The 19,075-nt window shown below is 69.4% G+C and carries 12 protein-coding genes and 1 pseudogene; 7 read left to right on the top strand and 6 right to left on the bottom strand.

Annotated features, from left to right (window positions below; translation table 11 throughout):
- The first annotated feature begins 33 nt into the window (after positions 1–33).
- Positions 34–1,215 (top strand): NAD(P)/FAD-dependent oxidoreductase, encoded by a 1,182-nt coding sequence (locus OG963_RS12965; RefSeq protein ID WP_093777196.1) that lies wholly within the window; start codon positions 34–36, stop codon positions 1,213–1,215.
- A gap of 65 nt (positions 1,216–1,280) precedes the next feature.
- On the opposite strand, the gene OG963_RS12960 is transcribed toward OG963_RS12965, so the two are convergent.
- The 6 genes from OG963_RS12960 to OG963_RS12935 all read right to left on the bottom strand — a co-directional run bounded on the left by OG963_RS12960 (position 1,281) and on the right by OG963_RS12935 (position 8,554).
- The gene (locus tag OG963_RS12960) at positions 1,281–1,703 is read right to left on the bottom strand and encodes a thioesterase family protein (RefSeq protein WP_030927339.1); all 423 of its coding nucleotides are present in this window, start codon (positions 1,701–1,703) and stop codon (positions 1,281–1,283) included.
- Between the two features lie 25 nt (positions 1,704–1,728).
- Positions 1,729–4,077: a LuxR C-terminal-related transcriptional regulator gene (locus OG963_RS12955; RefSeq protein WP_371798924.1), complete on the bottom strand. Its 2,349-nt coding sequence runs from the start codon at positions 4,075–4,077 to the stop codon at positions 1,729–1,731.
- Between the two features lie 899 nt (positions 4,078–4,976).
- Positions 4,977–5,597, bottom strand: coding sequence for an RraA family protein (locus tag OG963_RS12950; RefSeq protein WP_093777192.1), 621 nt, complete (start codon positions 5,595–5,597; stop codon positions 4,977–4,979).
- Positions 5,598–5,645: 48 nt separating this feature from the next.
- On the bottom strand, positions 5,646–6,317 hold the full coding sequence (locus tag OG963_RS12945) for a DUF6445 family protein (RefSeq protein ID WP_093777190.1): 672 nt from the start codon (positions 6,315–6,317) through the stop codon (positions 5,646–5,648).
- A gap of 59 nt (positions 6,318–6,376) precedes the next feature.
- On the bottom strand, positions 6,377–6,799 hold the full coding sequence (locus OG963_RS12940) for a helix-turn-helix transcriptional regulator (RefSeq protein ID WP_093777188.1): 423 nt from the start codon (positions 6,797–6,799) through the stop codon (positions 6,377–6,379).
- 204 nt (positions 6,800–7,003) lie between these two features.
- The gene (locus tag OG963_RS12935) at positions 7,004–8,554 is read right to left on the bottom strand and encodes an FG-GAP-like repeat-containing protein (protein WP_093930886.1); all 1,551 of its coding nucleotides are present in this window, start codon (positions 8,552–8,554) and stop codon (positions 7,004–7,006) included.
- Positions 8,555–8,943: 389 nt separating this feature from the next.
- Here OG963_RS12935 and OG963_RS12930 point away from each other — a divergent pair.
- The 6 genes and pseudogenes from OG963_RS12930 (at position 8,944) to OG963_RS12905 (ending at position 18,795) form a co-directional block, all read left to right on the top strand.
- A pseudogene (locus tag OG963_RS12930) lies at positions 8,944–9,722 on the top strand (VOC family protein).
- A gap of 277 nt (positions 9,723–9,999) precedes the next feature.
- Entirely contained in the window at positions 10,000–12,261 is a 2,262-nt protein-coding gene (locus tag OG963_RS12925; RefSeq protein WP_176902311.1) for a SpoIIE family protein phosphatase, read from the top strand.
- A 241-nt stretch (positions 12,262–12,502) separates the two neighbouring features.
- The gene (locus tag OG963_RS12920) at positions 12,503–12,706 is read left to right on the top strand and encodes a hypothetical protein (RefSeq protein ID WP_143020014.1); all 204 of its coding nucleotides are present in this window, start codon (positions 12,503–12,505) and stop codon (positions 12,704–12,706) included.
- A gap of 171 nt (positions 12,707–12,877) precedes the next feature.
- Entirely contained in the window at positions 12,878–13,432 is a 555-nt protein-coding gene (locus OG963_RS12915) for a hypothetical protein (RefSeq protein ID WP_093777178.1), read from the top strand.
- Positions 13,433–13,717: 285 nt separating this feature from the next.
- Positions 13,718–17,578 (top strand): S8 family serine peptidase, encoded by a 3,861-nt coding sequence (locus tag OG963_RS12910; RefSeq protein ID WP_371798923.1) that lies wholly within the window; start codon positions 13,718–13,720, stop codon positions 17,576–17,578.
- 188 nt (positions 17,579–17,766) lie between these two features.
- Positions 17,767–18,795 carry a helix-turn-helix domain-containing protein gene (locus OG963_RS12905; protein ID WP_319327046.1) on the top strand — a complete coding sequence of 343 codons (1,029 nt, stop codon included), beginning with the start codon at positions 17,767–17,769 and terminating at the stop codon, positions 18,793–18,795.
- Positions 18,796–19,075 lie beyond the last annotated feature (280 nt).

Genomic DNA, 19,075 nt, shown 5'->3' with positions numbered 1-19,075 from the left:
GACCTCCGATCCCAGGAAAGGCACGGTCGCCCCGTGTACGACGTCATAGTGGTGGGAGCGCGGGCCGCCGGTTCCCCGACAGCGATGCTCTTCGCCCGCGCCGGATACCGCGTGCTGCTGCTGGACCGCATCCGCCACCCCCGCGACACCCTCTCGACCCTCTACATCCATCAGCCCGGCGTCGCCCACCTGAACCGCTGGGGCGTGCTCGACGCGGTCGCCGCCACCGGCTGCCCGCCGCTCGACCACGCCCGTCACCAGGTCAAGGACGTGGTGCTCGAAGGCTGTTCGTGGCCCGCCGACGGCGTCACCTCCGCGTACGCCCCACGCCGCTACCTGCTGGACCGCATTCTCACCGACGAGGCGGTCGCGTCCGGCGCGGAGTTCCGCGAACAGTCCACAGTCGACGAGCTGGTGTTCGAGGAAGACCGGGTGGTCGGCGTCCGTTACCGCTCGGGCCGGCAGCAGTTCGAGGAGCGGGCCCGACTGGTGGTGGGCGCGGACGGTATGCGCTCCAAGGTCGCCGAACTCGCGGGTGCCCGGCCAGAGTTGGAGGATCCCATGCTGACCTGCGCGTACTACTCGTTCTGGTCGGGGATCGACACCGGCTTCGAGGTGTACGAGTGCACGCGCAAGTGGGCCGGATTCGTCCCCACCAACGACGGTCTGACCCTGGTCGGCACCTACTTCCCGATGGCGGACTACGACCGGGTGCGCGCGGACGCCCGTACCGCCTACCTGGAGAACATCTCCGCGATCACACCCGCACTCGCCGACCGGATGGCAGGCGCGACGCAGGAGGACCGGCTCTTCGGCACCGGGGACCAGCGCAACTTCTTCCGCCAGGCCGCGGGCCCCGGCTGGGCGCTGGTGGGGGACGCGGGCCACCACAAGGACTCGCTCACCGGCAAGGGCATCACCGACGCCTTCCGGCAGGCGACCGCGCTCGTCGAGTCAGTCGGCGACGGACTGAGGGATGAGCCCGGTCTGGACAAGTCGCTGCGCCGGTACGGCGAGCGGCGTGACGAGCTGGTCATGGACGGATACCGGGACACCCTGGCCGCGGCCGAGCTGCGACCGGGCCGTCGGCTTCCGCTGATGCGCGCCATCGTGGACGACTCGGAGATGACCGCGCGGTTCTTCTCCACGATCTCCGGAGTACTGCCCTCCGACGAGCTGATGACGCCGGAACTGCGGGGACGCGTCGGGGTGTGACGCGCCGCGCCGGTCCCCTCACGAGGAGAAGCGAGGAGACCGGCGCCGCCCGGGGCGCAGCGCGGTCAGAGCCCGGCCACTGCCGGATTGGCCGCCACCGAACGGAAGCACTCGCGGGGATCGGGGACCAGCTTGCGAGCGTCCAGGTCGAGGATGCCGCCCACGTTGAAGACCTCCGCCACGAGCGTGCCGTCGGCCCTGGTCATGGTCTGCTCCACCCGGAAGCTCTTGCCCTCGCCGAAGACGAAGACACAGTTGATGTCCACCTCGTCGCCGGCGACCACCTCACGGTGGTACCTGATGGTCGTCTCCAGGTTGACCGGACTGACGCCCTTCTTCAGCAGGTCCCCCTGGTTGATCCCGGCCGCGCGCAGCAGTTCCCAGCGCGCGTGCTCCGCGTGCTGGAGGTACACGTTCCCATTGAGGTGTCCCTGCGCGTCGGTCTCGTAGACGCGAACGGTGACCCGGACCGTGAACGGCTTTGCCATGTTCTTCCTTTCTGCGGTGCGCATTTCATGCGCTGTGGGTGATGTGGCGGGCGACTTCCACCCGTGAGCCGATGCCGAGCTTCCGGAAGATCGCCCTGAGGTGGTAGTTGACGGTGTGCGGGGACAGGCTGACCCGCCGTGCGACCTGGCGGTTGGTCAGCCCGTCGCTGACCAGGTGGGCGATGGACCGCTCGGTCTCCGTGAGCGCCTCCCAGCCCACGGTGGCGGCCCTGCCCTGGCGGGGAGCGCTCGTGACGGACGTCCCGTGCTCCTCCATGAAGGCCCGGATACGTTCGATGTCGCCCTGTGAGCCGATCTGTACGAAGCGCTGCAGCGCGGACCGCAGAGCGGCGGCGCCGAGAGCGCCGTTCTTCTCCTCCTGAGCGCTCAACAGCATCCCCAGGTCCTCCTCGGCGAGCGCCCCCGCGCACGGGCTGACGTGCTCGCGTGCGGCCTGCCGCAGCGCCTCGGAGTCCCGCTCCAGCAACCCCCTGGCGTGCAGGGCGGCGACGGCCAGGGTGGGGCGCCCGGGGTTGGCGGCCGCCAATCTTTCGCTGGCCGTCACGACGGCCGACGCGAGCGGCATGTCGTCCGCCGCCAGAGCGAGCCTGACGAACCAGGCCGCAGCCGCCGCCTCCTCCACGAACAGCTGGGGAGAGGTGAGGAGATGGGCGTACGTGGTGGTCAGCAGTTCCGCCGTGCGCCTCGCGCCGAGCTGCGCGGTGGCCACCAGACACTCCCCCCAATCGAAGTGGATCGAGGGGAACACCGTGCTGTCGGCGCCGACGGCCGCCCGGCAGCGCCACGCGTAGTCGGCGGCGGACGCCAGGTCGCCGCGGCGCAGCGCGACCAGGATCAGCACCGCCTGCCCGACCGGTACGACCCAGCCGCCGCCGGTCTTCGCCGCGACCTCCAGCCCGGTCTGGGCGGAGTCCTGGGCCTCCTGGAGCCGGCTGGACTGGAGCAGCAGCATGGCCCTGGCGATCGACGGCGTCGCCGTGTGCGGGTGGCCGAGCGCCGCGGCCTCCGTCCGGGCCGTGCAGATCATCCCCTCGGCCTCTTCGAACCGGCCGATGTCGGACAGCTTGGTGGCCAGCGCCAGTCTGACGTACGGGGACCACATCGGCGGGGTGGCCGGGCCCAGGCGCTGGACGGCGCGCTGCCCCCATCTGAGCCCCTCGGCGAGGTTCCCCACGGCCCATTCCAGGTTGGACAGGACGACGGTGGCCGTCACCGCGTCGGCGTCGTCGTCACGGCCCTGGTGGGCGGCGAGCATCGCCCGCGCACGGGTGGTGGCGCGCTGCAGATCGTCGGCGAAGAGGGAGACCGTGTTACGGGTGATCCGGTCGGCCCGGTCCGCGAGCCGTGCGTCGGCGGCCCCGCTGAACTCCACGTCGGCGTAGTGGGCCTGCAGTACGGCGGTCAGGCTGGCTCGCAACTCCTCGGCGAGCCCCAACGGCAGGGGCTCGGTGCGGGTACTGCGGGCCATCAGCAGGGCGGGCAGCAGCCGGTGGACGATCCCGGGTTCCGTGGACGAGGCCGGCAGGCGGGCGGGCCCTGGCAGCGGGGCGGGCGTGTCCGTGGACCCCGGCACCGGCGTGCCGTGCGGGCGGCCCCCGGTGACCAGGAACTCCGGTGGCATCGGAACCTGGAGGCAGTGCTGTCTGCGCAGGGCGCTCACGTCCTGGCGCAGCGCCTGCCGGACCGCGGCGGGCAGCGCGTCGGCGATGGAACGCCGTACCAGCTCGTGCTGGAACACCGTCTGCTCGCCCGGACAGATCAACAGGCCCGAGGCGATGGTCTCGTTCAGCGCGGGAAGCATCGATGCCGTGGTCTCCCGCAGCATCGAGGCGACCTCGACGACCATGAAGGACCCGCCGACTGCCGCGGCCACCTGGACGAGCTGGCGGGCCTTGTCCGAGAGCGAGTCCAGCCAGTGCTGCGCGAGGTCGCGCACGCGTCGTGGAATGCGTTCGTCCAACAGCCGGGCCCGCTCGTGGGAAATCTCCACAGAACCCTCTTCGCGCAACCCCTGGACGAGTTCCACGATCAGGAGGGGATTTCCTCCGGCGCCGGAGATCATGGCGGCGAGCTTCGGGTCGGGAGCGGCACCCATGACGTCGGCGGCGAGTTCCGTCGAGGCGGCCTCGGAAAGCCTGCCGAGTTCTATTCGGTGATACCCGGAGAATTCACTGGAAAGGCGGCGCATCGATGCATTCCGCAATCCGGTGCGAAGCCCGATCATCCGAATGATGGGAGCCGTTCGAGAATTTTTCGGGGGCTCGTAGTGGGCCAGGGACGCCACTGCGCCGGTCAATTCCTCGGGGACGTCGTACAGGTTGTCCACCACGACCAGGCGGGGCTTGGAGCTCACTGCGGCGGAGTCGAGCACCGCCATCAGGGACGCGGCCTCATGGCGTCCCGCCGGTCCACCCGCAGCGGGGTTCAGGAACGAGGAAACGGTGAAGTCAAGTTGTTCTGCGGCCCGTTGGGACTCCAGTAAGAGCCTGGTCTTACCTGTTCCTGACGGCCCCTGGATGATGAGAGTGCCGCTGTACCCCGCAGAGCCAGCGGCGAGTAATTGCGCTATTCGATCTGTTTCTGTTTTCCGGCCGAAAGTCTGAATTAATTCAGCACGTTCCGTCATGGTGTCTTAGACTTTCAGTTCAAGTGAAGGCCTGGACGTCAGGTCGGGTAACGCCGGGTGGCAGGTCATGGAATTCTCCCTCCGTGACGGCGGTCGAATGGCAGGTCAACACCGGTCCAGACTGGCATGCGTACCGTCGGAAAATAGAGACGGCTCGTCCGATTTCACGTGTGACCTTCGTCTCAGTTCCACGATTCCGTAAAATTTACATGGTTCCGTTTCTGAATGTTTTGTGGCGACCGGGTGTCGCCGGGCCGGTGTGTTCCTCGTGCAGGGCGGTCGTCCCGGTCCGGGCGTGACGGATTTCGACACCCACTCAACAAATGCGGGCGGACGGCCAAGAGGGAGCGGCGTTGCTGCGGCAAGGGCTGTCCCGCAATTCCTGGCGGGCGCACGGCAACGGCTATGGCACCTCGTCGCGTTGAAGGCCTGAACCGGCAGGCCGAGCCCGGGGCGAGGTCGGCTGCGCCACTTCGCCGCACAAAGGGTCACAGCAACTCCGGCCCGATCCGCGCGCGTTGACGACCGGTCGGCGAAATGGCCGGTACTGCGCGCTGGTGAGCCGGAGCACCGGCAGGAAGCGTCAGCCGGGTCAGGCTGAAGACCTCTCCGGAGCGGGTGGGCTGCTACGCGGCGCCGTTCTCGCCAAGGATCTTGTCGATGCGGGCGCGATGCGCTTCTTCCCACGCGTCGAGGGATTCGCCGGCCTCCTTGGCCAACTTCGCCCGGGCGTCGCGGAGTACCTGCTCCCGGTGGGCGCGGGGAGTGACCACGATGCCCTCCTCGTCGGCCACCACGATGTCCCCGGCATGCACGTTCACGCCGCCGCACCGCACCTGGCCACCCAGGGGCACGACGGCCGACTTCGTTCCCGGGATGGGGATGACCCCCTTGGCGAAGACGGGAAAGCCCATCTCGCGCACCTCGGCGAGGTCACGGATCACCCCGTCGAGCACGAATCCGGCGACCCCTCGGCGCTGGGCGACGGCGCAGACATTTCCTCCGGCGAGTGCGTAGTCCACGTCACCCGCTTCGACGACGATGACCGAGCCCGGCTCCGCGCGATGGATGGCCGCGTGAAGCATGAGGTTGTCCCCCGGAGGGCACCGCACGGTGAACGCCGGGCCGGCGATGCGCGGCATCGAGGGCCACAGAGGGCGAATGCCGATGTCCATGACCTGCTCGCGTCCCAGGACGTCGGCGAGGGTGGTCGGCGAGATGTCCTCGAACTCGGTGACGTCGCTCATGTTCTTCCTTCGTTCGTTCCGGTGCTCGTCCCACCGTGGGCTGTCGGGTCAGGCCTTCCAGAAGAAGACGGCCGTCATCCGTTTCTCCTCCAGCGTGTGACCCGAGTAACCGGTGGCGCTGTGGATCATATTGGCGGAGTAGAGCAGCAGTCGGTTGGCGCGGTGCGGGACCCGTACGTCCTCGACGAAGGAGTCCGGCGACACGAAACGGGTGCCCAGCGCGTCGACGAGGTTGTTGTGCGGTGCGGTCACCTGGTTGCCGCCCAGCACCCCACCGGGCAGGCTCTGGCGGTAGAAGCTGGTTCCGCAGTCCTTGGGTACGCCGGGGTTGAGATAGAGCACCGCGGCGTAGCGGCAGAGTGTCCGCGAGTCCGTGTGGGGGCGCGGCTCACATTCGCCCTCGCCGACGACCTGGACACAGTTGTGGTTGAACGTGCCGCCGCCCGAAGGGCGTTCGGCCCGGAGTTCCCGGGCGCCGGTCGCCTTTCTCACCAGCCGCTCCACATGCGCCAGCTCTCCCGGCTCGAGCCCCGGCATGGCGCGCAGTCCCGGCCAGCTCTCGGGCTTGTGCGGGTAGCCCTCCGTCCAGTCGTCCCTGGCCAGGCAGCGCTCCCGGGTGGCGTCCGGATCCGGCAACACGTCGTCCAGTACCCAGTAGTCCCGGCCGCGCGTCGGCTTGCGGTACGGGAGGACCGGGAGGGGAGGAGGTCTCAGAGACATGGGAGGGACCGTAGTGGCCCGAGGTCCCTCGGATCCCCACGCAAGCGGTCAACCTTGCGTCAAGGGCTGCCCAAGCGAGTCGTTTCCGATGCTTCGTCAAAGTGGCTGGTGGACAACTCGGTTGGGGCATCGACGAGGCCGAGGCGGAGGTGTTCCACGTGGTGGAGGGCCTGGTCGAGAAGTGCGGCGACGTGGTTGTCGTGGAGTGTGTAGACCACGGAGCGGCCCTGGCGGGTGCCGGTGACCAGGCCGAGATTGCGCAGCAGGCGAAGCTGGTGCGAGCAGGCGGACTGCTCCATGCCGACAGCGGTCGCCAGCTCGGTCGCCGCGCACGGGCCTTCGCGCAGCCGGGCCAGGATCAGCAGTCGGGAGGGCGTGGACAGGGCCTGGAGCATGGCGGCGACCTGCGGTGCGTTCTGCGGGGTCAGGCGGGTGTGCGGCGCTGCGGCACTGCTGTCGGGGGTGTTCGCTCCGTGGCCCATGGTCACCATCCTACGGAGGTCTACACATGAATGGATGCTCATATATTCATGTGTAGTGGAGTCCGTCCGTCGGCCCCCGACCGCTGGTTGCGCAGCGCAGGGGTGCGGGGCCGCAAGCAGGAGTCCGTCGAGACCACCCGGTGCCCTGGAGAGCGGTGTCCAGGGCACCGGTGACGCTGGGCGGACAGGTGTCCGGTACGGACGTCAGTCGTCGATCGCCGCCCCGTACAGCGCGTCCGTCGTCGGTCCGCCGAAGTCGCCCGCGCCGTAGCTCCAGGAACCGGAGGTGGTGATGCCGCCGGTGCCCGCGGAGAAGACCCAGACGAACCCGTCATTCGTGTTCTCGCTCGGCGCCGAGACGAGCAGGCCGAACCGGCCGTCGTCGTTGGGGTCGGTGAAGGAGACCTGGCCGCCGAACTTGTCACCCTTCTCGACGGCACCCGGGACGTTGGCGGTCCCCTGGTTCGCCGACAGCGCGCCGGTGGCCGTCAGACCCCGTGCCGAACCGCGCAGGACGACGAAGGCGCCGGCGTCCGGGACGGTGCCGATGTCCTCGCCGGAGACCCCGACCGCCAGGTCCGCGAATCCGTCCTTGTTGGTGTCGCCGACGGAGAGGTCGGTGCCGAAGCCGTCTCCCCGCTCGTTCGTGCCCGGCACGCCCGGTGAGTCCTGGGTCCACCAGACCGGCGGGGTGCCAGGGCCCTCCTGGCCCGCGAGTCCGGCCTCGCTGCCGTAGTAGACGCCGACCATGCCGCCGGTCATGCTCTCGCCGCCGTCGTCCGGGCTGTGCGGCTCACCGGTGACCAGGTCGTCGTAGCCGTCGCCGTTGATGTCGCCGGAGGCGACGACGGGGCCGCCGCGTACCGCGGTGACCGGCAGCGGCTCGTCGCCGGAGGCGGTGCCGGGGAGGATGTACGACCAGCCGTGGCCGGGTTCGTCGCCCACGCTGGTGCCGGAGACGATCAGGTCGGCGTAGCCGTTGTTGTCGTAGTCGCCGGTGGTCATCGACTTGGGCTGGATGCCCTGCGGTTCGTCGGCGTCGGACCGGGCGAGCGCCTTCTTCGGCGGCGAGGCGAGCGTCGTACGCGCCTTCTGGTGCGGCTGCCGCGACTGCGGGACGGCGCTCTTCGCGACGGGTTCGGTGGCCGGCTCGAACTGGTAGGTGGTCAGTCCGACCGAGTCCATGACCGCCAGCAGGTCGCCGGGTGTGGTGTCCGAGAAGCGGGCCGCGGCCAGCGAGGCGCCGAATTTGCCGCCCTTGGTGAGATCGTCGGCCTCCAGCCAGTTGCTCACCGAGCCGGTGAGGCCCTTGGGTGTGCCCCACAGGACCACCACGCCGCCCGCGTCGGAGACGGCGCCGATGTCCTCGCCGGGGATACCGACGACCGCGTCGTCGTACCCGTCGCCGTCGAGGTCGCCGGTGGTCACGGCCTTGCCGAAGCTGTCGGCGGCCTCGGCGGCTCCGGCCACCCCGGAGGAGTTCTGGCTGAAGGCCCTGACGTTGGTCGTGCCCATGCCCTTGGGCCCGCCGTACTGCACGGTGACCATGCCTGCGCCCTTGTGCCCGCCGACCGCCGCACCGGGAGAACCCACGAGCACGTCGTCGTAGCCGTCGCCGTTGAAGTCGGTGTTGCGGTCGTTGGCGTGCGTGCCACCGGGGGTACCGGCGTAGGCGGACGGGGCCGAGGCGATGGCCGCGCCCGTGACGAGGAGAAACGATGCCGCCGCGACGGCGGCCGAGCGGTACTTGCGCATGAGCGGCTCCTTGGTCCGGTTCACGAAGGGCCGGGCTTGCTCGGGGGGCGCGGGGGTGACCGGACAGGGCCCGTTCCTGGTCCGGTGCCGTGTATGACAGCGCATGGGGCACAAGGGTTGTACGGAGGGTGTGTCCGGTTTTACGAAGAAGATCACTTGGGGGTCGTTGCGGTCCGCGCGTCGTTCACGCCGGATCGCGATCGTTCGGAGGAACGTCGGGATCCGGAGGATTGCGGAGCGTCATTCCGGTGTCCCGCGCACTTCGGGTGTCAGATGGCCATGACCATCTCCGGGGCGACCCGTGCGGGACTCGGTCCGGTCGACACGGCAGCGTGAGCGCGGTCCCACGGGACCGGTCACGCGTCGATCCGTCGAAGGAGGACACGCCCGTGCTCAGCACCCGTTTCGTGACCGGCGCACCCAGCTGGCTGGACCTCGGCAGTACCGACACCGCGGCCGCCGCGGATTTCTACGCCGCCGTGTTCGGCTGGCGTTTTGATTCGGCAGGACCCGAGGCGGGCGGCTACGGCTTCTTCCGGAAGGACGGCAGGACCGTCGCCGCTGTCGGCCCGCTCACGGAGGAGGGCGCGAGTCCGGCCTGGACGGTGTACTTCCAGACCCCCGACGCCGACGCGACGGCGAAAGCCGTGGAACAGGGCGGCGGGACCGTACGCGTCGAGCCGTTCGACGTCATGGACGCCGGACGGATGTCCTGTCTCACCGACCCGGGCGGCGCCGACTTCTCGGTGTGGCAGCCCGCCGGTGTCAAGGGCCTGGAGAAGACCTCGGAGCCCGACACGCTGATCTGGGTCGAGCTGCACGTCGGTGACACCTCCGCCGCACTGACCTTCTACCGATCGCTGTTCGGCTGGCGGAGCAGGAGATGGAAGCCCCCGGAATGACGTACACCGTGCTCTCCACCGCAGACGGCGATCAGCAGGACGCGAGCTTCGGCGGCCTCACCCGGGCCCAGGAGGGCATGGAGCCGCGCTGGATTCCGTACTTCGCCGCAGCGGACGCCGACGACATCGTCGCCAGGGCCCAGGAGAACGGCGGATCGGTGCTGATGCCCGCGGAGGACGTGCCGGACGTCGGCCGGATCGCCTGGCTCGCCGACCCGTTCGGCGCCCCCTTCGCCGTCCTCAAGCCCGCACCCCGGTCGGCCTGACGAAGGAAGCCGTACATCTCCCCCGGACGCTGCTCCGCCCATCGGTGCGACGGGCGGAGCAGCGTCCCAGCTCGTCCGCGACCGAGTGCGGACAGCAGTATTCCGGCGGGCACGTGACGCCGCTGGCCGGGGTATATCCGGTCGTGGGTACCCGGATGGCGCCGCGTGGGGCGCATACCTGGAGTTTTGCGCCCATACTGGAATGGCTACGGCGCATGTCGCCGAGCAGCGGGGTAGCCGCACCCCCACCTGTCGTCGATGCCCCGGGGCGGATCTCATGGACTCCCCATCCTCCGCGGCAGACCCCAAGGGGCCGACCGGGCCGCAGTTGATGTGCCGCGACCGCGTCATCGCCGCTGCGCTGCGGCGGCTGAACCGCGGCCTCGACTGCAGCACGTGCACGGCCTATCTGCTGACCGAGGACGACCGGGCGCTCGCAGCAGCGATGATGGTCGACACCACCCTGAGCTTCACTGTTCCGTCGGGCATGGCGGCGGACGACCGCAACTTTTCCACGGCGAGGGCGCACCAGGCCGGGAAGCTGGTGCTGTTCGAGAACACCGATCTCCAGGAGCTGACCCGCCGGTCTCCGGCCCTCTTCATCCACAGTTCGTACCCGATGATGGTCGCCTCCGCGCCGGTGCGGACCCTCCGGTACCGGTTCGGCGCGCTGAGTGTGCGCTGGGTGCCGCCCCGGCCGGTGGCCACCGATTCGCTGGATTTCCTCCAGGCCGTCGCGGACGACCTGGCGATCGAACTGGCGGACCTCGCGGAACAGGGCGCCTGGATGAAGGCGCCGGATGTGCCGCTGTTCATCGCCGAGGTGTCGCGTGCCCGGGCCGCCGCCCCGGTCACGGCAGGGGCTGCGGAAGCCGGCCCCCGCCGACCGGAGGCGCCGGTCGTGCCCAAGCCGACCGGCAGCACGTTTCTCTACCAGTTGCAGAGGCTCGCCGCCGAACTCACGGCCGCGGTGCACATCCGGGACGTCCTCGCCGCCGCGGACACCCAGGTGGTCCGGCCCTTCGGCGGCCGGGCGGTGATGCTGTGTCTCGCCGAGCAGGGGCGGCTGCATGTGGTCGGGGCCTCAGGGTTCTCTCGCGAGTCGGTCCAGCGGGTCGAAGGCACCCTGCTGTCCCGCCACACGCCGGAGACGGACACACTCCGCGCGATCGAGATCCTGTCCTTCCCGACGGCCGAGGCGCTGCGGCAGGCCTATCCCGACGTCGATCCCGATCCGGAGGTCCAGGCCCGCTCCTACCTCCCTCTGGTGTCCAAGGGACGGGCCACGGGCTGCTGCGTCCTGGAGTTCCCGGAGCCCGCGCTTCCGTTCGCCCCCGAGCAGCTCGCCGTACTGACGATCATGCTGGAGCAGGTGGGCCAGTCCCTGGAACGGGCCCGCTCCTACGAGATCGAGCACGCGCTCACCCAGACCCTGCAGCGCAGCCTGCTGCCGCGCAGCCTCCCGCACATGACCGAGGCGGTCGCCACGGCCCGCTATCTCCCGGCGACCGATCGCGCGGATGTGGGAGGCGACTGGTACGACATCGTTTCGCTGCCCGGCGGCGGAATCGGCCTGGTCATCGGCGATGTGGAGGGCCACAGCCTGGAGGCGGTGGCGGTGATGGGTCAACTGCGCAGCGGCGTCAGGGCATACGCCGCCGAGGGACACGATCCGGCCATCGTGCTGGAACGGAGCAATCGGCTGCTCTCCGGGCTGGGCACGGATCTGTATGCCACGTGCTGCTGCGTGTGGCTCGACCTGGCGAGCGGGACCGCCACCACGGCGACCGCGGGCCACCCGAGCCCGCTCATCGTCGACGCGGACGGGAACGGCGTCACCGAATCGCTGCCCGTGGGGGTGCCGTTGGGTGTCGACGCACAGGCCCGGTACGAGCAGAGCGAGGTACAGGTGGTGGCAGGGTCGGTGATGGCACTCTTCACCGACGGTCTGCTGGACGGGCGGCTGCTCGGATCGGATGCGGCGATGGAGAGGCTCGGCCGGGTGCTGGCCGATCACTGCGGCGACAACCTCGAGGTGCTGGCCGACCGTCTCGTCCAGGACCGCCGCGGGTGGCAGGTTCTCGCCGACGACGCGGCCCTGCTGCTGGTGCGGTACGAAGGAGTGCAGTCCCGGGAGCACCGGCGGGTGGCACGGATGTCCGTGCAGCGTCACCACCTGCAAGGGGTCGCACAGGTCCGGGAGTTCCTGCGGGACCTGCTGCACCGATGGGACATGCTGCCGGTGCTGGACACCTTGGAACTTCTGACGTCCGAGGTCGTCACCAACGCCCTGATCCACGCCGACAGTGAAGTGGAGCTACGGCTGCGGGAGTACCCGGACCGGATCCGGGTCGAGGTCCGTGACAGTGACCCGCATCCACCCGTGCCCACCGCGATCGTCGCGGACGAGGAGAACAACCAGGAAGCGGAATCCGGGCGCGGCCTGCTGATCGTCGACGCGCTGGCCGGCGATTGGGGTAGCTCGCCGGCGGGGCGCGGAAAGACGACCTGGTTCGACATTGCGATTCCGGCTGAGTGACGGCATTGACGCGCAATCTCGCTGGTCAGGAGATGTCGAGCGAGAAAAGTACCCTATTTGTGGGCTAATGGGCGGTTCCACTTCGCGCTTTGTCGCTATTTGCGGTGCTGATCGTCGCGATCGTCGGTGAACGAATCGACTTGTCCATGTGATGCGTCGTGGCCCGGGACCTCAATCGGAAGAGCTTCCCTCCTCGCCACCAGGGCGGACCCGGACGCATGTGGTCGGCGTGTGGTTCGGGGTGGAGACCGCCTACCGGAAATCGCTGATCGCGAAGAACGAATCGTCCCGGGGTGGCGCGCTCAAGGCGAAGGGGTCCCGGCTCGCCGCGGCTACGGCCGTCAATACCGCCGAACGACCGGTCGGTGACGTGTGGGGGCGGGCACCGGCGGCGTGCCCGCTCTTTCCCGGCGCATGGGTGAATGCCGATCAGATCCCCCTGTGACCGGTGGTGTTGACCGACCTGTCGGCGCGCTGTCCGCCGAAGCCGGCCGAGCCCCTGTGTCCCGTGCGATGAGGTCCGCGCCGGCCCCGGGGCCTGCCGACGTGCGCGGCACCGACGGCTCCGTCGGGCGCTTGCTGGTCTCGTACAGGTTCGTCGGCCATACTGCCCGCCGTGGAGCAGCGCATAGATCCGAACACTCAGCCCGCGTACGCCGCAGGGACAGACCCGGCGTACATCCCTGGTCTCACGGCCCCCCACCCCGCGGGGACGCCTGACGCGGACCAGGAGAAGACCGAGGAGCCGGCGCCCGAGGCGGCCGTCACCGATGGACCGGCCGTCGAAGAGGCTGCCGTGTCCGACGAGGCCCCGGACGCGGAGGCCGCGGCGGTACGGAGCGACGGCGAGAAGGAGGGAGAGGAGAAGGGCGAACAGGTCGAGAAGGCCGAGGGCGGGCCCGTGTTCGAGGTCAGCGACCGCCGGGGTTCGATCACCGCGGACCGTGACGGTGTCCGGTTCACGCTGGATGACCAGGAGGCCGATTTCCGCTGGGACGAAATCGGTGCGGTCGAGGTGAAGTCGCCACGGTTCGGGCGCCGGTTCACCGTCACCGTCCATATGTCGACCAACCGCTGGTTCAACGCCGAAGTCGAGGCGGCAGCCAGGAGCAGCCTCAAGGAGTGGGAAAAGGAACTCGACGCGGTTCTGGACGCCTACTTCGAGGAGTAGCGAAAGGCAGCCCGACCCGCGTCGGTGGTGAGTGTCCGGGGGCCCGCGGCCGTGAAGGCCGCGGGCCCCCTCGCGGTTGTGGAACGGACATCTGGGCAGCCCCGCATGGCGACAAGGCGCCATCTGGCACAGAGCCGCCACTTTGCATCTGGATCTTGCGGGCTACACGCAATTAGCTTCCGGGCGTGCGTGGCAACGTCCGGACGTTCGGTTGGTTCGCTGTGATGCGGCCGAGCATCAGTTCCCTTGACGCGCACGCCTGTTGAGCCTGCGTAAGGAGTCCTGATGCGTAAGACCCGCGAGAGACGGCGGCGTACCGCTGCCGTCGGTGCGGTGACAGCGGCGGTCGTCCTGTCATTGACAATCCAACCCGGGGCGGTGGCGGCCGTGCCGCCGTCGACCGGCCCGAGCGTCGCCGGCGCACCGTCCACGCACCAGGAGGGGTCGACCACCTCGACGCTGACGCTGGTCACCGGGGACAAGGTCGCCCTGACCACCGGGCCGGACGGCAAGCAGTCGGTGAACATTCTCTCCGGTGCGGGAACGTCCAAGACGTACCAGACCGCCAGTGGACAGAACGGCGACCTGTACGTCTACCCCGAGGACGCCATGGCCGCCCTCGCCTCCAGCACGGTGGACGGCGAGCTGTTCAACGTCAGCCGGATGATCAGGGACGGCTACGGCGACGCGCAGACCGACGAGGTCCCCGCCATCGTCGACTTCCAGGGGAAGCCGACCGCCGCTGTCCTGAAGCAGAAGACCGAGGACCTGCCGGGCAGCGGCAGCGAGCGGGTCATGCCCCGGCTGGGGCTGTCCGCGGTGCATGTCGACAAGCGCAGCGCGAAGGGCTTCTGGCGGGCCGTCAAGCCCGCCCCGGCACGCACCAGAAGCGCCCAGGCCGCCACGGTCCCCGGCACTGCCGGGGTCTCCAAGCTGTGGTATGACGGCAAGGCGAAGGTCGCACTGGACAAGAGCGTGCCGCAGATCGGCGCCCCGGAGGCATGGGCCAAGGGGTACGACGGCAAGGGCGTGAAGGTCGCCGTCCTGGACACCGGTGCCGACCTGAACAACGCCGACATCAAGTCCGAGATCGTCCAGAGCCAGAGCTTCGTCAACGGCCAGACGGTCCAGGACGGTCACGGCCACGGCACCCACGTCGCATCCACCATCGCGGGCAGCGGCGCCAACTCCGACGGCAAGTACAAAGGCGTCGCCCCCGGCGCCGACCTGCTGATCGGCAAGGTCCTGTCCAACTCGGGCCAGGGCGCGGACTCCAGCATCCTGGCCGGCATGGAGTGGGCCGTCGAGCAGGGCGCCGACATCGTCAGCATGAGCCTCGGCGGCACCGACGCCCCCGGTGAAGACCCGCTGACCAGCGCGGTCAACTCGCTCAGCGCCTCCTCCGGCACCCTCTTCGTCATCGCCGCCGGCAACAGCGGCCCAGGCGAGAGCACCCTGGGCACCCCCGGCGCCGCGGAGGCGGCCCTCACCGTCGGCGCCGTCGACAAGTCCGACGCGCTCGCCGACTTCTCCAGCCGCGGCCCGCGCCTCGGCGACATGGCGATCAAGCCGGAGATCACCGCCCCGGGTGTGGACATCGTCGCCGCCCGCGCGGCCGGCACCACCATGGGCACTCCGGTGGACGCCGACTACACCTCGGCCAACGGCACCTCGATGGCCACCCCGCACGTGGCCGGCTCCGCTGCGATCCTCAAGCAGCGCCACCCCGACTGGACCGGGCAGCGCATCAAGGAGGCACTGACCGCGCACGCCAAGTCCGCTGCCGACCAGACCGTCTACCAGCAGGGTTACGGCCGGGTCGACATCCCCGCCGCGCTCGACCCGTCGCTGGAGCTGTCCGGCACCGCCGACTTCCGCGTCATACCGTGGCAGAAGGGCACCTACCCCACCCGCAGCCGCACCCTGACGCTGCACAACGACGCCGCGACCGACACCGTGGTGACCGTGACGGCCGCCGCCGAGGACGCGAGCGGAACCGCGGTCCCGGCCGGCACGCTGTCGCTGTCGGGAGCGGGCCTGTCCGACGGCCGGGTCACGGTCCCGGCCGGCGGCACCGCCGAGGTCACCGTCACGCTCGACAACAACGGCCTGAAGACCGGCCAGTACGGCGGCTCGGTCACCGCCACCTCCGACAGCGGCGAGTCGGTGCACGCCGCGCTCGGCTTCGTCACCTCCGTCGAGCAGCACGAGGTCACGCTGAAGGTCACCGACCGCTTCGGCAACACCCCCAGCGCGTTCAGGTTCACCCTGCACGGGATGGACAACAACTTCTGGCAGAGCCAGACCCTGTACGCCAGCGGCACCACCACCCTGTCGGTACCGCTCGGTAAGTACTCCATCGAGGGCTCGCTCTACTCGGCGGACCCCGCCGGGGGTGCGATCTCCTACGCGGCCGACCTGTTCGACGTGCCGAACATCGAAGTGAGTGACCGGGACCAGACCTTCACCGTCGACGGCACCACCGCCACCGACCTCAGCGTGAAGATCAAGGGTGAGCACCGGCCACTGGAGAACGGCCAGGTGACCACGTTCATCGTTCGTGACGACGGCACCGCAAACGGCCACGCCAACTTCTCCGGCATCGGCAACCTGCTCAACCTCGCCGACCTCAGGCAAGGCGCCATCCCCAGTGCCGCCGCCACCACCGGCGCGCTGCGCCTGGAGACATCCCTGGCCCGACGCGAACCGCTGGTCCAGCTGGAGGTGATGGGCCCCGGGCACGTGACCATCCCGCTGAAGTCTTCGGTGAACGCGAAGCGCTTCGAGGGCACCAAGCGCACCGAGCTGGTCGACCTGGGCGCCGGCTCCGAGCAGGACTTCGCCGGTACCGACGTCAAGGGCAAGACCGTTCTGGTCTCCGCGGCCGACGTCACCAAGGCCGACGGCCAGGTCGTCAGGGCCGCGGCTGCCGGAGCCGTCGCGATGATCGTGGCCCCTGCCGACCCCGGGCCGAGCGGAAGCGGCGTCCCCGCCGGACAGACCATCCCGGTCGCCCACGCCACGTACGACAACGCCGCAACCCTCAAGGGCTTGCTGGCCAAGGACAAGGTCCGGATCGCCCTGAAGGGTGTCCTGGAATCGGGCTACACCTACAACCCTCACTTCACCGACGAGCGGATCCCCGCCGACCTGGCCAAGACAGTCGACGTCAAGGACTTCGCCAAGGTCACCAATACGTTCCACTCCGACGGAGCCCGGCGCCTGGGTGCCGAGAGCATGAACGTCTGGGGTCCCCTGCAGGTGACCGCGCTCTCCGTCGGCCAGCCGCTCTACCAGGGCACCACCCGCGACGACTACTTCCTCGCGGGCAGCGGGGTGTCATACCAGTCGGCGATAACGGCCGGTTTCCAGTCCGGTGCCTGGCGGATGAGCGACCTACGCACCACCTACAGCACCCCGGGCAAGTCCTACACCCGGAGCTGGTTCGATGCGCCGAATCGCCTGTCCCAGTACGAGTTCGGACCGTGTGCGTTCTGCCGCAGCGACGTCTGGCAGAAACTGCCCGGCAACAACGGTGCGGACAACGATCCCACCCACACCCTGTCGGGACTGACCGGCACCTGGAGCTACTACCTCAACGGGCAGCCGATCACCGGCTTCGGCCAGCTGGCGCAGGAGAAGGCGGACTACCGGTACGTCCTCGATCAGAAGCTGACCACCGACGTCCCGGGCGTCGCCCTGGGCCGTCAGATACGCACGGAGTGGAACTTCAGTCAGGCGGCACCGACCACCATGGCCGTCAAGGACTGCGATACGGCGTTCATCCCCACGCCCAAGGTCTGTGAGTCCATGCCCGTGCTCCTGCTCGACTACGACCTGCCGCTGAACGTGCTCAACCAGACACGGGCCGGACTGCCGTACACCTTCACCGTGAACGCGGCACGCCCCAAGGGCTGGGCCGGCTCCACGGCGGTCGCCGGTGCCAAGGTCTCCGTCTCCTACGACGACGGCGCCACCTGGAAGTCCGCCGCAATGCTGCGCAAGGACGACAACTCCTTCCAGGCACTGCTGTGGCACCCCAAGCTGGCCGACACCAACGGCTTCGTGACCCTCAAGACCGAGGTCTGGGACTCCGCGGGCAGCCGCACCGTCCAGACCATCACCCGGGCCTACGCCCTCAAGTGAGGTCCTGAACCAGAAGTCCGCCGGACAGTACAGGGCGCCCGGCGCAGGGGCGAGATATTCCCTGCGCCGGGCGCCCTGCCTGCGCAAACGGCCGTATTGTCATCGCGTTCACGGATGCTCCGGGCACGCCGTGATGCGCTGCACAGGTGAAGGGGCTCCTCGGGAGCCTGCGAGGGGGGAGCACGGAGATGCTGGAGACGCTCGGTCTGAGCACCATCGAGTCGCAGGTGTACGAACTGCTCGTTCGGACAGGACGTACCGATGCGGACCGGATCCGGCACCTTCTCCGCCTCGGTGCCGGGCATGTCGAGGAGGCGGTAGGCGGACTGGTCGACCGGGGGATGGTGACGACCACCGACGATCAGCCCGCACAGCTGATTCCGTCCCCTCCGGACATAGCGGGGGAGGTGCTGCTCCTGGCGCGGATGACGGAGCTGACGAAGGCCCGCGGAACTCTGGACCGGCTCGCGGACGAGTACCGCAGTGCGCCCCGCCCGGACGTCTTCTCGGGGGACATGGCCGAGATCGTCCCCGACGAGGAGGTGGCGCTGCGTTACCAGCAGATCCAGGCCCGGGCCCGCAGGGAGGTCGTACGGTTCGACGCCCCGCCGTACCTGGTGTCCGAAAGCGTCAACGAGGTCGAGATCGAACAGCTGGCGGCGGGGGTGAGGTTCCGGACCGTCTACGACCGGCTGGGGCTGGAGGCGAACGGGTCGCGAGAGGAGGTCCTTCAGTACGCGGAGGCGGGGGAGCATGGCCGGGTTCTGAATCATGTGCCGGTCAAGATGGTCATCGTCGACGGCTCGACGGCCCTGCTTGCGATGCGCTCGGGCGAATCGTGTACACAGCCGGTCGTCCACATCCACCCAAGTCCGCTGCTGGACGCGCTGGTCACGCTGTTCGAGCTGGTGTGGGAGTCCGCACTGCCCCTGCACCCCATGGCCGCCCAGCCACGCAGCGAACTGACGGACGACGACATCGAGCTGCTGACGCTGTTGCTCTCGGGACTGACCGACGCCGGTATCGCCCGGCAGCTGAGAATGGGCCGACGGACCGTTCAGCGCCGGGTGCGGGATCTGATGGACCGTTCCGCTGCCACCAGCCGGATCCAACTCGGATGGCAGGCAGCCCGGTTGGGGTGGATCGCCGGGCCGACGGACCCGGTGGGGACCATCCCGGAGGACAGAAGTCCGGGCAGCGGCCTGACGGAGGCCTGACGTCGTAGGGCCGGGGCCGGACGATGCCGTACGGATCCCGTGGAACGGCAGTGGGCTGACCGCCCGCCACGACCTGCGGCGCTGGAACGGGCGGGGATCGGCTCGGCCGCCCCGTACCCAGGGTCCAGGACCGCCCGGTCGTCACGGGCGATGAGGAGCTGCCGTCGGGCAGACGCTGCTGAGTGTGTGCGACGCCAACGGCATGGCGAGGGGGACCGGAAGCCGAACCTCCGGTCCCCCTGGCTGAGCGCCACCCGTGTGGATGCGCTCGGTGGCGGTG

The organism is Streptomyces sp. NBC_01707, from assembly GCF_041438805.1.
Classification (GTDB): domain Bacteria; phylum Actinomycetota; class Actinomycetes; order Streptomycetales; family Streptomycetaceae; genus Streptomyces.
Note: the sequence above shows the minus strand (reverse complement) of the source record. Positions and strands in the feature narration are given on the sequence as shown.

What these genes read in the sequence shown, in the direction of transcription:
- OG963_RS12960 (WP_030927339.1), bottom strand. Translation starts at nt 1,703, where the DNA reads ATGGCAAAGCCGTTCACGGTCCGGGTCACCGTTCGCGTCTACGAGACC.
- OG963_RS12950 (WP_093777192.1), bottom strand. Translation starts at nt 5,597, where the DNA reads ATGAGCGACGTCACCGAGTTCGAGGACATCTCGCCGACCACCCTCGCC.
- OG963_RS12945 (WP_093777190.1), bottom strand. Translation starts at nt 6,317, where the DNA reads ATGTCTCTGAGACCTCCTCCCCTCCCGGTCCTCCCGTACCGCAAGCCG.
- OG963_RS12940 (WP_093777188.1), bottom strand. Translation starts at nt 6,799, where the DNA reads ATGGGCCACGGAGCGAACACCCCCGACAGCAGTGCCGCAGCGCCGCAC.
- OG963_RS12935 (WP_093930886.1), bottom strand. Translation starts at nt 8,554, where the DNA reads ATGCGCAAGTACCGCTCGGCCGCCGTCGCGGCGGCATCGTTTCTCCTC.
- OG963_RS12925 (WP_176902311.1), top strand. Translation starts at nt 10,000, where the DNA reads ATGGACTCCCCATCCTCCGCGGCAGACCCCAAGGGGCCGACCGGGCCG.
- OG963_RS12910 (WP_371798923.1), top strand. Translation starts at nt 13,718, where the DNA reads ATGCGTAAGACCCGCGAGAGACGGCGGCGTACCGCTGCCGTCGGTGCG.
- OG963_RS12905 (WP_319327046.1), top strand. Translation starts at nt 17,767, where the DNA reads ATGCTGGAGACGCTCGGTCTGAGCACCATCGAGTCGCAGGTGTACGAA.